The sequence below is a fragment of the Burkholderia sp. LK4 genome (genome assembly GCF_001043615.1).
Lineage (GTDB): Bacteria > Pseudomonadota > Gammaproteobacteria > Burkholderiales > Burkholderiaceae > Burkholderia > Burkholderia cepacia.
In genome coordinates this window covers 102,097-115,215 of the sequence record NZ_LDUL01000018.1, presented here as the reverse complement: position 1 = coordinate 115,215, position 13,119 = coordinate 102,097, and the positions used below count along the sequence as shown (strand labels likewise).

The following is a 13,119-nucleotide window of genomic DNA, read 5'->3' as shown; positions in this document are numbered from 1 at the left end:
TGACGCATCTTCCGCGCGGGATTGCAACTCGGTATGCTCAACCTTGTCCGATTGCTGCGTCCGGCGTAATTAATCCGTATTGCATTGTTTCGTTCAATGCACTTTGATCCGCGATTGTTGCCCGATCGTTGCTGATAATGATCCCGGGCGACGCGAGCGGCACCTGGCCGAATCGCGTGCATTACTGGCTTAATAAATAAAGAAACAGGCTGGTGCTTTCGCACCAAGCACTGTCGTTTGCGCTTTCGAGGGCTGAACAGGATGATTCACGCTTCGCAGGACGGGCGTGCGCCGAGTCGGCCGGCATGGTTAATTGTTCTGGAGATGAGAATGACTCGGTTGGCATTGAACATGACACCCCCCACTGCGGTCGCGTTGAGCACGAGAGAGTGTGAAGTATTGAAATGGGCAGCCGAAGGGAAGACTGCCTATGAGATAGGCATGATTCTCGGATTGACCGAACGTACGATCAATTTTCACATTTCACGCTCCATTGCCAAGCTGGATGCTTCGAACAAGACAAACGCGGTCGTGAAAGCCGTGCTGATGGGCCTGATCGTATTCGTTTAGAAAGGACCCGGGGCGCCCGCCCCGGGAAGCCGTTTGTCAGATCGCGCCCTGGAACGCCAGCACGCGCGCCTTGAACTCTTCGGGAACCGGCATCGTCGCATTGCTCGCATAGTCGAACATCACGTGCGTCGACTGCGCGCGGGCAACGATCGCGTCGTCGCCGGCCGCGCCGTTGTCCCGCATCATCAGGTGTTCGAGTTCGAAGCTCTTCGAGCCGAAACGGGTAATGCTGCTGCGTACCGTGATCGTATCCCCGTACTGGGCGGGCTTCAGGTACTCGCACGACGTCTTGACCATGATGTGCGGCAACTTCTCCGAATACGGCAACTCCAGCAGGTCGTGCATGAACGTCAGATATGCGTGCTGAAGGTAATCGTAATAAACGGGGCTGCTGACATGCCCGAGTCCGTCTGTCTCCCGGTATTTAACTGTAATTTCAGTTTCATAATGATTTTTCGTCATGTGTATCTCCATGTGAGAGTGCGAGGTGCAATGGCGCATGTCCTCGCGATGAAAATAAATTGAATCGGATGGTTTTAGATACTGTAAAAAATAGCAGATTGAGGAATTCGATTGGCGACTGAGATAAATGACAGTCGCCAATCGAATTTGATAAAGCTTTAATTGACCCCCGTGAGTTTCGTATTGTCGAATCGAAATCGGAGAGTCAAGTGGAACAGCCTCATCTGAAAGGGACGGCGGCGGTCACCGGGGCAATGCAACTGCGCGGCGAGTTGCATGCCGACGCCGCGACCACTCGCGTGGTACGGGGCGCCCAGCGCGCACTCGCCCGCATCCTCGCGGGCAGGGACGATCGCCTCGCGTTGATCGTCGGGCCGTGCTCGATTCACGACACGGACGCCGCGCTCGAATTCGCACGCCGGCTCGCGCCGCTGCGGGCGCGTTACGCCGATACGCTCGAGGTCGTGATGCGCACGTACTTCGAAAAGCCCCGCACCACGGTCGGCTGGAAGGGGTTGATCAACGATCCGCTGCTCGACGGAAGCTATCGCGTCGACGACGGGCTGCGTCTTGCGCGTCGCCTGCTGCTCGACGTCAACGCACTCGGCATGCCGGTCGCGACCGAGTTTCTCGATCCGCTCACGGCGCCCTACCTCGACGATCTGGTGTCCTGGGGCGCGATCGGCGCACGCACGACCGAGTCGCAGATTCACCGGCAGATCGCATCCGGCCTCGATGCGCCGATCGGCTTCAAGAACGGCACCGACGGCAACGTGAAGATCGCGATCGACGCGGTCCGCACGTCGCGGGCCGCGCATCACTATCTCCGTCCGCGTGACGAAGGCGGGCTCGAGGTCGCGTCCACGCGGGGCAATCCGAATACGCACATCGTGCTGCGCGGCGGGCGCGTGCCGAACTACGACGACGTCAGCGTGACGGCCGCCTGTGCGGCGCTGCGCGATGCGCAGTTGCCGCCGCACGTCGTGATCGACGCGAGTCACGGCAACAGCGGAAAGCAGACGCGCGCGCAAATCGCCGTCTGCGAGAACGTGGCCGGGCAACTGCGCGACGGGCAGCGCGCGATTGCCGGCGTGATGGTCGAGTCGTTTCTCGTCGAGGGGCGGCAGGACATCGTGCCCGGCCGGGCCTTGACCTACGGGCAGAGCGTGACGGACGCCTGTCTCGGCTGGGAGGACACGGTTGCACTGATCGAGCTGTTCGCCGCCGCGGTTGCGTCGCGACGGCGGTCCCGAGTCGGCTTTCTGGTACCGGGTGTTCCGGCCGGCACCGTACAAGCCATTTCTTACTGAAAGGAGCTTTCTTGAACTCACCCATCGATATCGCACACGCGCTCGACTGGAAGGGGGACGGCGCAAGCCGGACACCGTTCGAAGCCTATACGAGCGATGCGCTTTACCAGCGCGAACTGGAGCGTTTGTTCTATTCGAAACACTGGTGTTACATCGGCCTCGAGGCGGAAGTGCCGTCTCCCGGCGATTTCCAGCGCACCGAAGTCGGCGAGCGTTCGGTCGTGATGACGCGCACCGAGGACGGCGAGGTGGTCGTGTTCGAGAACGCCTGCGCGCATCGCGGCATGCAGTTCTGTCGTGAACGCGCGGGGAACGCGAAGGATTTCCACTGCCCGTATCACCAGTGGAACTACGACCTGAAGGGCAATCTGGTCGGTGTGCCGTTCCGGCGCGGCGTGCGGCAGAGTGGCAAGATCAACGGCGGCATGCCGCCGGATTTCGATCCGAAGAATCACGGGTTGCGGCGGCTGCGCGTGTCGACGCGCGGCGGCGCGGTGTTCGCGTCGTTCGACCAGGACGTCGAGTCGTTCGAGGATTTCCTCGGTCCCGACATCCTGTGCTATTACGACCGCCTGTTCCACGGGCCGAAGCTGACCGTGCTCGGTTATACGCGCCAGCGCGTGCCGAGCAACTGGAAGCTGATGGTGGAGAACATCAAGGACCCGTATCACGCGGGGCTCCTGCACACCTGGTTCGTCAACTTCGGGCTGTGGCGCGCGGACAATCCGGCCCAGCTGGTCACCGACGCGCATCACCGTCACGGCGCGATGATCTCGATCCGCAGCGGCGGGGGCGGCGGCGAGGTCACGCACAACGTGACGAGCTTCAAGGAGCGCATGACGCTGAACGATGACCGTTTCCTCGATGTCGTGCACGAGCCGTGGTGGGGCGAGCCGACCGTCGTGATGTTGACGTTGATGCCGAGCGTGATCATCCAGCAGCAGGTGAATGCGCTGTCGACCCGGCGCATCCGCCCGGTCAGCCCCGGCGTGTTCGATTACGTCTGGACGCACTTCGGATTCGAGACGGACGACGAGGACATGACGCGCCGGCGGCTGCGCCAGGCCAACCTGTTCGGGCCGGCCGGCTTCGTTTCGGCGGACGACGGCGAAGTGATCGAATGCGTGCAGCAGAGCTTCGAGCAGATCCAGCACGGCAACGTATACAACGAGCTCGGCGGCCGCGAAGTCGACGAGCGCACCGACCACATGGTCAGCGAAACGCTCGTGCGCGGCATGTACCAGTACTGGCGCCACGTGATGGAGGCATGAATGACGATTTCATCCGCATTGGCCGACGCACGGCCCGCGACGCGCGGCACCGGAACGGTTGCGGCGACCTTCGCCGATTTCTACGAGCTCGTGGACCTGAACGCGCGCTATGCGTCCGCACTGGATCGCGGCGACTGGGACGCGTGGCCGGAATTCTTCGAGGAGGACTGCACGTATCAGCTGTTGCCGCGCGAGAACCATGAACGCGACTTCCCGCTTGCGCTGCTCGCGTTCGAGAGCAAGGGGATGCTGAAGGATCGCGTGTACGGCATCAAGGAGACGCTGTTCTACGACCCGTATTACCAGCGCCACCTGATCGGCACGCCGCTCATCACGTATCTCGACGAATCGCTCATCGAGGCCGAGACGAACTACGCGGTGCTGCGTACCAAGAGCGAGCAGATGAGCGACGTGTACAACACCGGCCGTTATCTCGACCGGATACGCCGCACGCCGCACGGGCTGCGTTTCGAGTCGCGCATCTGCGTGTACGACAGCGAGATGGTGCCGAATTCGATCATCTATCCGATCTGAGGAGGCGGCGTGACGACGGAATGGATCTATGCGGTCGATACGGCCGCGGTACGCGAGGAGGGGCTGACGGGCGTGATCGTCGGCGGGCGCGACATTGCGCTGTTCGCGGTCGACGACGAGATCTTCGCGACCGACAACCAGTGCACGCACGGCGAGGCGCGCCTGAGCGACGGTTTTCTGCTCGACGACGAAATCGAGTGCCCGCTGCATCAGGGGCGCTTCAGCGTGCGTACCGGTGCCGCGCTGTGCGCGCCGGTCACGGCTTGCGTGAAGACGTTCCCGGTGAAGATCGAGGCGGGCCGGGTGTTCGTGCGATTCGATACCGAAGTCGCGCATGACGAAGCGGATGCATCAACGGGAGAGCGGACATGAGTGCCTATGTGGTGGTGGATGTCGACGTATACGACGAAGTGCGATTTGCCGAATACCGGAAGCTCGGTGTGCCGACGATCGCCGCGCATGGCGGCCGCGTGCTCGCACGCAGCGACGACGTGGTCGTGCTTGAAGGCGAATGGACGCCGCGGCGCCTGGTCGTGCTGGAGTTCGACGATCTCGACGCGGCGCGCCGTTGGCACGGCTCCGACGAATACCAGCGCGCGAGGCAGCTGCGGCTCGATGCGGCCGACACGCACAGCATCGCGCTCGCGAGCCTGTGACACCGGGGCCGCGCCCGGCCGCGGCCCGCGAGACCAAGTAGGGGAAGACATGACGGCATATATCGTGTTTGACATCGACGTTCACGACGCACGTGGTTATGAGGAGTACAGAGAGATCGGCGCGCCGACCGTCGCTGAGTTCGGCGGGCGTTTCCTGGTGCGCGGCGGCGAGGCGGCAACGCTCGAAGGCGCATGGTCGCCTCGCCGCGTCGTGGTGCTCGAATTCGATTCGATCGACCGTGCAAAGGCGTGGTACGAGTCCGACGGTTATCGGCGCGCGCGGGATATTCGCGAGCGCACCGCACGCACGATCGGCATCATCGTACAGGGCGCGGCACCGGCGACAACCGTGGGAGAGCAGGGATGACCGGGACGACTTCGGCGGCGCGCGTCGCGATCGTGGGCGCGGGTATCGGTGGGTGCGCGCTCGGCGCGATGCTGCAACGGATCGGCCATGACGTGCGCCTGTTCGAGCAGGCACCGGCGTTTGCCCGAGTGGGGGCCGGCATTCACCTGAGCCCGAACCTGATGCGGGTGATGCGGCTGCTCGGCGTGCATCGCCAGGCCCTGTGGGCGGGCCAGGAACCCGATGCGTTCGCCAACCGCCAGGCGGCCGACGGTGAGCTGCTGTATCGGCTGCCGCTCGGCGAAAACGCGATCGGGCGCTTCGGCGCGACGTTCGTGACGCTCAAGCGCGGCGACCTGCATGCCGCGCTGTTGGGGGCGGTGGCACCCGGGACGATCGCGTGGGGCAAGCGTCTCGCCGGCCTCGACCCTGCGGGCGACGCGATCAGGCTGACGTTCGAGGACGGTTCGAGCGAAACGGCCGATCTGGTGATCGGGGCAGACGGCCTGCGCTCGCGCGTGCGCGAGGCGCTGCGCGGGTTCGAGGCGCCGGAATTCTCCGGGCAGGTCGCGTTTCGCGGGGCGTATCCGCGCGCGCTGCTGGGCGAACTCGCGGTCGAGGATCTGACCAAGTGGTGGGGCGACCGGAAATTCGTGCTGTCGTACTGGCTCGATCGTGCGCGCCGCGAATTTTATTTCGCCGCGATGACACCGCAGGCCGAGTGGCCCACGCAGGCCTCGTCGATGCCGGGCGACGTCGACGAGATGCAGGCGATCTTCGCCGATTTTCATCCGGCCGTGCGCCACATGCTGGCCCGCGCGCCACGCGAGTCGGTCATGAAGTGGGCGTTGTTCGAACGTTCGCCGCAGTTCGAGTTCGGCAACGAGCGCGTCGTGCTGATCGGCGACGCCTGTCATCCGATGCGCCCGTTCATGTCGCAGGGCGCGGCCATGGCGCTCGAGGACGCGACGATTCTGCTACGTGCGCTCATCGGCTCCTCGAACGCGGCGAGTGCGTTCTCGACCTATGCGCAGTGCCGGGTCGCGCGACTCGGCGAAGTGCATCGCGTGTCCGCCGCGAATACCTTCATGCACGGCCCGACCGAGCCGGACTGGGTGTTCGGCTACGATGCACTGACCGCGCACGCGTCGCCCGCGCTGCCGCCGTTACCCGTCGAGCTGGACTGGCTGGTCGGCGCGTCGCCGCTCGCCGCGCGCATGCAGGCCGCGGCGACGCGTGCGGTACCGTCGCATCGGTCGCCGCCGATGCCGCACGCGCCGGTACCGTATTAGACCGGTGCCGGGTTGCGCTCGAAGCCGCGCTGGTGCCAGTACGGGTAGGGCAGTTGCGTCGTACTGGCGGCATCGAGCCGCTTCACCTGGTCGGGCATCAAGGCCCAGCTGGCCGCCTGCGCGTTCTCGCGCAGTTGCGTCGCGTTTCGGGCACCGATGATCACGTTCGCGACGGTGGGCCGCCGCAGCAACCAGTTGAGTGCGACCTGCGCGACCGTCTTGCCGGTTTCGGCGGCGATCTCGTCGAGCGCGTCGACGACATGGTGCAGCAGGGCATCCGTGACGGGCGGGCCCTCGTCTGCGGTCTTGTGCAGCCGGCTCGTCTCCGGCAACGGCCGGCCCCGGCCGACCAGGCCCGTCAGCCGCCCCCATCCGAGCGGGCTCCAGACGATCGCGGACACCTGCTGGTCGAGCGCGAGCGGCATCAGCTCCGTTTCGTAGTCGCGGCCGATCAGCGAATAGTAGACCTGGTGCACGGCATGCCGCGTGAGCCCGTCGCGATCGGCGGCCGCGAGCGACTTCATCAGGTGCCAGCCGGAGAAGTTCGAGCAGCCGATCACGCGGATCTTGCCGGCGCGCACGAAATCGTCGAGCGTGCGCAGCGTTTCCTCGACGCGTGTCTGGGCATCGAATCCATGCAGCTGGTACACGTCGATGTAGTCGGTGCCGAGCCGCTTGAGGCTGCCGTGAATGGCATTGGCGAGGTGATGGCGCGACGACCCGACGTCATTCGGGCCTTCGCCGAGCCGGAACGTCCCCTTCGTCGACACGATCACGCGATCGCGCCGGCCGGCGATCGCCTGGCCGAGCAGCTCTTCGGCGAGTCCGTCGGAATAGACGTCCGCGCTGTCGAACATCGAGATGCCGGCGTCGAGCGCGATGTCGACGAGCTCGCGTGCTCCGGCGGCGTCCGTGCTGCCCCATTCCCTGAAGAATGCGTTGCCGCCGCCGAACGTCGCGGTGCCGAGACTCAGAACGGGGACCTTGAAGCCGGTTCCGCCGAGGGTTCGGTATTCCATGATCGGTACTCCTTGTCGAAGTGTGAAGGACTGCAGGATGGCGCCGCGAGGGCGCGGGATACGGACGGGGACGGCAGGGCATGCGCCCGCCGTCCGCCGGGGTTCACGGGGGCGACCGGTCGGCGTGCATCAGCCACGCTGTCAGCAGGACGCCGGCGAATGCGGCACACGCGCCGACGGCGAAGGCGGACGGGTAGTCGGTACGCGCGACGACCCAGCCCGCGAGCGGGCCGGTGCACGCATAGGCGACATCCTGGAACGCCGTGAAGCCGCCGAGGGCGGTGCCGCGTGCCTGCGCCGGCACGTGCCGGAGGGTGGCGACACCGAGCGCGGGAAAGACCAGCGAACAGCCGAGGCCGGATACGGTCGCGCCGACGAGCGCGACGCCGGATGCCGGCGCCGCCCACAGGAGAAGCTGGCCGATCGCCTCGACCGCGAGCGCGGCGAGCGCGACCGGATAACCGCCGAACCGGTCGGGCAGATGGCCGAACAGGACGCGGACGAGGACGAAGGCACCGCCGAAGCAACTGAGCGCGAGGCCCGCGCCTTCCCATCCGCGCGCCTGGAACAGCAGCGTCACGAACGCGCCGATCGCCGCGAAACCGACGCCCTGCAGCGCGAGGCTGCATCCGGGCCGCGCGATGATTCGCAGCACGCGGGACAGCGGCACCCGCAGGCCCGGCTGCGGCGCGACGGCAGGCAGCGTGGCGACGAGCGCGAGTGCGATGCAGGGCAGGACGATCGTGGCGCCGGCCACGGCGGCCAGCCCGCCGGCGCGCGCGAGCGCCATCCCGCAGGGCGCGCCGAGCGCGATCGCGCCGTAGAGGGCCATGCCCGTCCACGAGAGCACGCGGCCCGAGCGGGTCGCGCCGAGCGTGCCGATGCCCCACGCGAGCGCCCCGGTGACGAGCTGGCTTTCGCCGAGCCCGGACAGCAGCCGCGCGGCAACCAGCAGCGCGAGACGCGCGCCCGGGCCGGCCGGCGCCGTGGCGCTCGCGACGTAGACGCCGCCCGCGACGACGCACGACACGAGCCCCGCGCACATCGTGCGCTTCGCGCCTCGATGATCGGCGCGGCGGCCCGCGATGCTCCGCGTGAGCACGGTCGCGAGGAATTGCGCGCCGACCGCCGTGCCGACGACGAGCGTGCCGAAGCCGAGCGTGTCGTGCACGTACAGCGGCACGACGGGCAGCAGGACGCCGAAGGTCAGCGCGCCGAGAAAGACGCCGAAACAGATGAGCCGGGCCGTGCGGGCCGGGGCGATGTCGGGCGCGACGACGTTGTCGAGGTCGGGGGCGTTCATCGGAAGGAGCCGGTTGATCGGCGTCACGGACGCCGGTAGCGGATGGACCAGACGGTCAGCAGGGTCGCGCCGAACAGCAGCAGGCAACCGAACGAGAAATCGTTGAGCGCGAGCATGTGGGCTTGCACGTCGATCGAGCGGCTGACCGACGCGAGCGCGCCGGCCGGCGACATGCCGGCATGTTCGAGCCGGGCGAGCCAGTCGCCGGCAGCCGGATCGAACGGCGTGATGCGATCGACGAGGTACGTGTTGTGAACGCGCGAGCGCCGTTCGAAATAGGTCGGCGCGACGGAGGTGGCGACGCTGGTGCCGATCCGGCGCAGCGCATTCTGCACGCCCGACGCCGCCGGCAGCCTTTCGCGCGGCAACCCGGCGATCGACAGCGACACGAGCGGGGTGATGAAAAACGCGGTGGCCGCGCCCATCAGCAGCGAGTTGGCCGCGATGTCGCCGAGCGTCACGTCGGTATTGAAGCCCATGCGCCAGAACGACGCCGCGCCCCAGCCGACCAGCGCCACGGTCGCGAGGTGGCGCGGGTCGCTGCGCCCCTGGATGCGGCCGATCAACGGCGCGATCACGATGCCGGCGATGCCGAGCGGCGCGGTGGCGATGCCGGCCCAGGTTGCCGTGTAGCCCTGCTCGGTCTGCAACCAGAGCGGCACGAGCACGAGCGCGCCGTAATAGACGCCGAAGCCGACCGTCACCGCGATCGTTCCCGCCGTGAAGCCGCGATCCGCGAACAGCCGCAGGTCGACGATCGGATGCGCGTCGGTCAGCTCCCAGAGGACCAGCGCGACGAACGACACGACGCAGAGCACGGCGAGCGCGCGGATCTCGACCGCCGCGAACCAGTCGAGGTTCTGGCCGCGGTCGAGCATCAGCTGCAGCGAGCCGAATGCGGCGGCGAGCAGCAGCAGCCCGACGAAATCGACGGGAAGGTGGCGGGTCGGGTTGTCGCGCCGGCCGAGAAAGCGGGTCAGCACGAGCAGGACCAGCGCCCCTGTCGGGACGTTGACGTAGAAGATGTAGGGCCACGAGAGGTTGTCGGTGATCCAGCCGCCGGCGATCGGGCCGAGCACGGGCGCGACGAACGTGGTGGTCTGCCAGACCGACAGCGCGACGTTGCGGCGCGCGGCCGGAAACACGGCCAGCAGCAGCGCCTGCGAGAGCGCGGTGATCGGCCCGGAGGCCGCGCCCTGCAGCGCGCGGAACAGCAGCAGCGATTCGAAATTCGGTGCGAGGCCGCACAGGATCGAGGTCAGGACGAACAGCACGACCGAGACCCGGAACAGCCGCACCTGGCCGAAGCGCTGCGCGAGCCAGCCGGTCAGCGGCAGCGTGATCGCGAGCGGCGTCGCGAACGACGTCAGCATCCAGGTGCCCATGTCGGGCGCGACGCCGAGATCGCCGGCGATGGTCGGTACCGCGACGTTGGCGATCGTCAGGTCGAGCGTCTGCATGAAGTTGGCGACGCTGATCGCGATCGCGACGAGCACGAGAGCCGGGCCCTGCAGCGGCTCCAGCGGCAGTTTCGGCGCCGCACCCCGAGCGACGGGCGCCATGCTCAGGCTCCCGGCGCGCGGCGCACGGCAGCGCCGTCGTTCGCGCGGATCGTGTCGTTGACGAGGGCGTCGCCGGACGAGGCATCGTCATCGAAGATCGACGTCGCGTCGATCGGGCGCCGGGCGGCGACCGGCGCGGGGCGCACGGAGGCCGATGCGGTGCCGGGCGCGCGGTCGCCGAGCACGACCGATGCGTTCATCGACAGGCCGATGCGCAGCGGATGCGCGCGCAATTCGCCGGGATCGAGCGCGACCCGCACGGGTACGCGCTGCACGACCTTGATCCAGTTGCCGGTCGCGTTCTGCGCGGGCACCGACGCGAATGCCGAACCCGTGCCCGCCTCGACGCCTTCGATGCGGCCGTGGAACACGACGTCGGAGCCATACAGGTCCGAGCGAAGCTCGACGGCCTGCCCGGCGTGCATGCCGCGCAGCTGAGATTCCTTGAAGTTGGCCTCGACCCACACATGGTCGAGCGGCACGAGCGCCATGGCCGGCGCGCCGGGCGTGACGTGCTGCCCGACCTGCACGACACGGCGTGTCACGAGCCCCGCCAGCGGCGCGCGGATTTCGGTGCGGCGCAGTGCGAGCGCCGCACTGCGCACCCGCGCGGCCGCGGCGCGCACCAGCGGGTTCGAGTCGATCGACGTGCCGTCGACGCGGGCACGCGATGCGTCGTACGCGGCCTGCTGCGCGTCCAGCGCGGCGGACGCACTGGTCATCGCGTCGCGCGCATGGCGGATGTCCTCGCGCGATACGCCGCCGTCCTGCGCGAGGCCGAGCCGCCGCTGCAGGTCGTCGGAGGCCTTCGACAGCTCGGCCTTGCGCTGGAGGATCTGTGCCGCCTCGCGCGCCGTGTCGGCATGCGCGGTGCGGTACTCGCGCACCGCATGGGCGAGCTGGGCTACGGCGTCGTCGAGCGCGAGCTTCGCATCGGTCGGATCGACGCGGAACAGCGGATCGCCGGCATGTACCCATTCGGCGTTCTGCACCATGATCGTGTCGACCGTGCCTGCCACCTGCGGCGATACCTGCACGACATCGCCCGTCACGTAGGCGTCGTCGGTCGTCTCGGTGCCGCGCGACGTGATCCACCAGTAGCCGCCGGCCAGCGCGGCCAGGGCGAGCGCGATGAAGAACCAGCGGAAGTAGCGGCGCCGCGTGGTGCGCAGCGCCTGTTCGGCGGGCGGGGGCGACGCCGCGCCCGCGGCGGCCGGCGGGGCGGCCGGCGGAGTGTCGGTGCGATTCATTGTTGGGCTCCGGGGTGCGTTGCGCCACCGAGCGCGGCGATCAGCCGGACGTGCTCGACGGCAAGTGAGGTATCGGCGCGAGCGACCGACCGGCGGTCCTCAAGCAGCCGGGTTTCGGCCAGCAGCACGTCCAGGTAGCCGGAAATGCCTTTCTGGTAGCGCCGCGTCTCGATGTCGTAGGTCTGCTGGGCGCGTGCCAGCGCATCGCGATTCAGGTCGCGCTGCCTCGCCAGCGCGTCGAGCTGCACGAGCGAGTCGCTGACCTGGGCGAGTGCGTTGACGACGGTGTCGTCGTAGTCGGCGACGGCGGCGTTGTACGCGTCGGTCTGCGCGCGCAGGCCGGCTCGCAGCCTGCCGCCTTCGAAGATCGGTAGCGTGATCGCGGGGCCGGCGCCGAACGTGCCGCTGCTGCCGTGAAGCAGCGCGCGAAAACCGAAACTCTGCACGCCGGCGAACGCCATCAGGTTGATGTCCGGATAGAACGCCGCACGGGCCGCGTCGATGTCGGCCGACGCGGCCTCGACGCGATAGCGGGCGGCCAGGATGTCGGGCCGGCGCCCGACGAGCGCGGCCGGGAGCGTCGCGGGCAACGGCGCGACGGCATGCAGCACGCGCGGTGGCGGCGTGAGCGTGTCCGCATAGCCGGGCCCGCGCCCGACGAGCGCCGCGAGCCGGTGGCGCAGCAGCGCAACGGCCGCGTGCTGCCGCTCGACGTCGGCCTGCGCGAGCGGCAGCGGCTCGCCGGCACGCGCGACCGCGACCGGCATGTCGAGTCCCGCCGCTTCACGCTGGCGGGTGAGGCGCAGCAGGTAATCGTGCTGACGCAGCGTATCGTTCGCGATGTCGAGCAGTTGCAGCTCGAGCGCGAGCTGCAGGTAGGTCTCGACGAGCGCGGCCTGCAACGACACGGTTGCCGCGCGCTCGAGCGACTGCTGCTCGCTGGCGCGCAGGGTCGCGGCGCGGGTCAGCGCGCGCAGGCGCCCGGCAACGTCGAGATCGAACGACGCATTCAGCAGCGCCTGCGCGTTGACTTGCCAGTGGCCTGCGGCGGGGGGCGGGGTGGTGTAGCTGCGCGGCAGCCGCGTCGGCGTCGCGCTGACCGCTGCGCCGAGCAGCGGCAGGGAATCCGCCGCGCTGACGTCGGCTTGCGCGAGCGCCTCGTCGACCCGGGCGCGCTGGGCCTTCAGCGACGGCGCGCCCGCGAGCGCGTCGGCCAGCACGCGGTCGAGCTGCGGATCGCCGAAGGTACGCCACCATTGCGCGTCCACGTCGGCCTGACCCTTGGCCGCGTGAAGGGCGAGGCCCGGGTCGAGCTGTTCGACCGGGGTGATCTTCTGTTGGTCCGGCTGCTGGCCGAACGGGGCACAACCGGCCATGACGGCCGCCGTCACGGCTGCCGTAGCGATCGGACCCCATCTTCGAGTCGAGACAAGAAACTTGGACATGATCGGTTTCCGCGAGTCCGGTTGACGAATTCAACCTATCTAAAAATATATCTTTAGATATTCTCAAACAAGGAGCAACTGTCAGAAATGGCAGTCGGG

Annotated in this window: 14 protein-coding genes; 8 read left to right on the top strand and 6 right to left on the bottom strand. The window is 67.7% G+C overall.

Features of this window, described 5'->3' with window-relative positions; genetic code table 11:
• Positions 1–330: 330 nt before the first annotated feature.
• Positions 331–570, top strand: a complete 240-nt coding sequence (locus VK92_RS10425; protein ID WP_225723211.1) for a LuxR C-terminal-related transcriptional regulator — start codon at positions 331–333, stop codon at positions 568–570.
• A gap of 36 nt (positions 571–606) precedes the next feature.
• Here VK92_RS10425 and VK92_RS10420 read toward each other — a convergent pair whose 3' ends face one another.
• Positions 607–1,032 carry an acyl-CoA thioesterase gene (locus tag VK92_RS10420; protein WP_021157713.1) on the bottom strand — a complete coding sequence of 142 codons (426 nt, stop codon included), beginning with the start codon at positions 1,030–1,032 and terminating at the stop codon, positions 607–609.
• A gap of 209 nt (positions 1,033–1,241) precedes the next feature.
• On the opposite strand from VK92_RS10420, the gene VK92_RS10415 reads away from it, so the two are divergent.
• From VK92_RS10415 to VK92_RS10385, 7 genes are read left to right on the top strand one after another with little or no spacing between them, the layout of a single operon-like run.
• Positions 1,242–2,342 carry a 3-deoxy-7-phosphoheptulonate synthase gene (locus tag VK92_RS10415; protein ID WP_021157711.1) on the top strand — a complete coding sequence of 367 codons (1,101 nt, stop codon included), beginning with the start codon at positions 1,242–1,244 and terminating at the stop codon, positions 2,340–2,342.
• An 11-nt stretch (positions 2,343–2,353) separates the two neighbouring features.
• A complete protein-coding gene (locus VK92_RS10410; protein ID WP_048027818.1) occupies positions 2,354–3,613 on the top strand; it encodes a Rieske 2Fe-2S domain-containing protein in 1,260 nt (419 codons plus the stop codon).
• Positions 3,614–4,147, top strand: a complete 534-nt coding sequence (locus tag VK92_RS10405) for an aromatic-ring-hydroxylating dioxygenase subunit beta (protein WP_048027816.1) — start codon at positions 3,614–3,616, stop codon at positions 4,145–4,147. It begins immediately after the preceding gene.
• A 9-nt stretch (positions 4,148–4,156) separates the two neighbouring features.
• Positions 4,157–4,519 carry a non-heme iron oxygenase ferredoxin subunit gene (locus VK92_RS10400; protein WP_021157708.1) on the top strand — a complete coding sequence of 121 codons (363 nt, stop codon included), beginning with the start codon at positions 4,157–4,159 and terminating at the stop codon, positions 4,517–4,519.
• Positions 4,516–4,803, top strand: coding sequence for a DUF1330 domain-containing protein (locus VK92_RS10395; protein WP_021157707.1), 288 nt, complete (start codon positions 4,516–4,518; stop codon positions 4,801–4,803). The genes VK92_RS10400 and VK92_RS10395 overlap by 4 nt, the downstream gene beginning before the upstream one ends.
• 49 nt (positions 4,804–4,852) lie before the next feature.
• Positions 4,853–5,170, top strand: coding sequence for a DUF1330 domain-containing protein (locus VK92_RS10390; RefSeq protein ID WP_048027814.1), 318 nt, complete (start codon positions 4,853–4,855; stop codon positions 5,168–5,170).
• Entirely contained in the window at positions 5,167–6,441 is a 1,275-nt protein-coding gene (locus VK92_RS10385; RefSeq protein ID WP_197094487.1) for an FAD-dependent monooxygenase, read from the top strand. The genes VK92_RS10390 and VK92_RS10385 overlap by 4 nt, the downstream gene beginning before the upstream one ends.
• Here VK92_RS10385 and VK92_RS10380 read toward each other — a convergent pair.
• The 5 genes from VK92_RS10380 to VK92_RS10360 form a co-directional block, all read right to left on the bottom strand.
• A complete protein-coding gene (locus VK92_RS10380; protein WP_048027810.1) occupies positions 6,438–7,460 on the bottom strand; it encodes an aldo/keto reductase in 1,023 nt (340 codons plus the stop codon). The genes VK92_RS10385 and VK92_RS10380 overlap by 4 nt on opposite strands.
• Positions 7,461–7,563: 103 nt before the next feature.
• The gene (locus VK92_RS10375) at positions 7,564–8,763 is read right to left on the bottom strand and encodes an arabinose transporter (protein WP_053077850.1); all 1,200 of its coding nucleotides are present in this window, start codon (positions 8,761–8,763) and stop codon (positions 7,564–7,566) included.
• Between the two features lie 23 nt (positions 8,764–8,786).
• A complete protein-coding gene (locus tag VK92_RS10370; protein ID WP_048027808.1) occupies positions 8,787–10,325 on the bottom strand; it encodes a DHA2 family efflux MFS transporter permease subunit in 1,539 nt (512 codons plus the stop codon).
• Positions 10,326–10,327: 2 nt separating this feature from the next.
• Positions 10,328–11,575, bottom strand: a complete 1,248-nt coding sequence (locus tag VK92_RS10365) for an HlyD family secretion protein (protein WP_048027806.1) — start codon at positions 11,573–11,575, stop codon at positions 10,328–10,330.
• A complete protein-coding gene (locus VK92_RS10360; RefSeq protein WP_053077840.1) occupies positions 11,572–12,951 on the bottom strand; it encodes an efflux transporter outer membrane subunit in 1,380 nt (459 codons plus the stop codon). The genes VK92_RS10365 and VK92_RS10360 overlap by 4 nt, the downstream gene beginning before the upstream one ends.
• Between the last annotated feature and the right edge of the window lie 168 nt (positions 12,952–13,119).

Excerpts from the sequence above, each read along its gene's own strand:
- VK92_RS10370 (WP_048027808.1), bottom strand. The coding sequence starts at position 10,325 with ATGGCGCCCGTCGCTCGGGGTGCGGCGCCGAAACTGCCGCTGGAGCCG.
- VK92_RS10385 (WP_197094487.1), top strand. The coding sequence starts at position 5,167 with ATGACCGGGACGACTTCGGCGGCGCGCGTCGCGATCGTGGGCGCGGGT.
- VK92_RS10420 (WP_021157713.1), bottom strand. The coding sequence starts at position 1,032 with ATGACGAAAAATCATTATGAAACTGAAATTACAGTTAAATACCGGGAG.
- VK92_RS10360 (WP_053077840.1), bottom strand. The coding sequence starts at position 12,951 with ATGGCCGGTTGTGCCCCGTTCGGCCAGCAGCCGGACCAACAGAAGATC.
- VK92_RS10365 (WP_048027806.1), bottom strand. The coding sequence starts at position 11,575 with ATGAATCGCACCGACACTCCGCCGGCCGCCCCGCCGGCCGCCGCGGGC.
- VK92_RS10375 (WP_053077850.1), bottom strand. The coding sequence starts at position 8,763 with ATGAACGCCCCCGACCTCGACAACGTCGTCGCGCCCGACATCGCCCCG.
- VK92_RS10405 (WP_048027816.1), top strand. The coding sequence starts at position 3,614 with ATGACGATTTCATCCGCATTGGCCGACGCACGGCCCGCGACGCGCGGC.
- VK92_RS10390 (WP_048027814.1), top strand. The coding sequence starts at position 4,853 with ATGACGGCATATATCGTGTTTGACATCGACGTTCACGACGCACGTGGT.
- VK92_RS10425 (WP_225723211.1), top strand. The coding sequence starts at position 331 with ATGACTCGGTTGGCATTGAACATGACACCCCCCACTGCGGTCGCGTTG.
- VK92_RS10380 (WP_048027810.1), bottom strand. The coding sequence starts at position 7,460 with ATGGAATACCGAACCCTCGGCGGAACCGGCTTCAAGGTCCCCGTTCTG.
- VK92_RS10395 (WP_021157707.1), top strand. The coding sequence starts at position 4,516 with ATGAGTGCCTATGTGGTGGTGGATGTCGACGTATACGACGAAGTGCGA.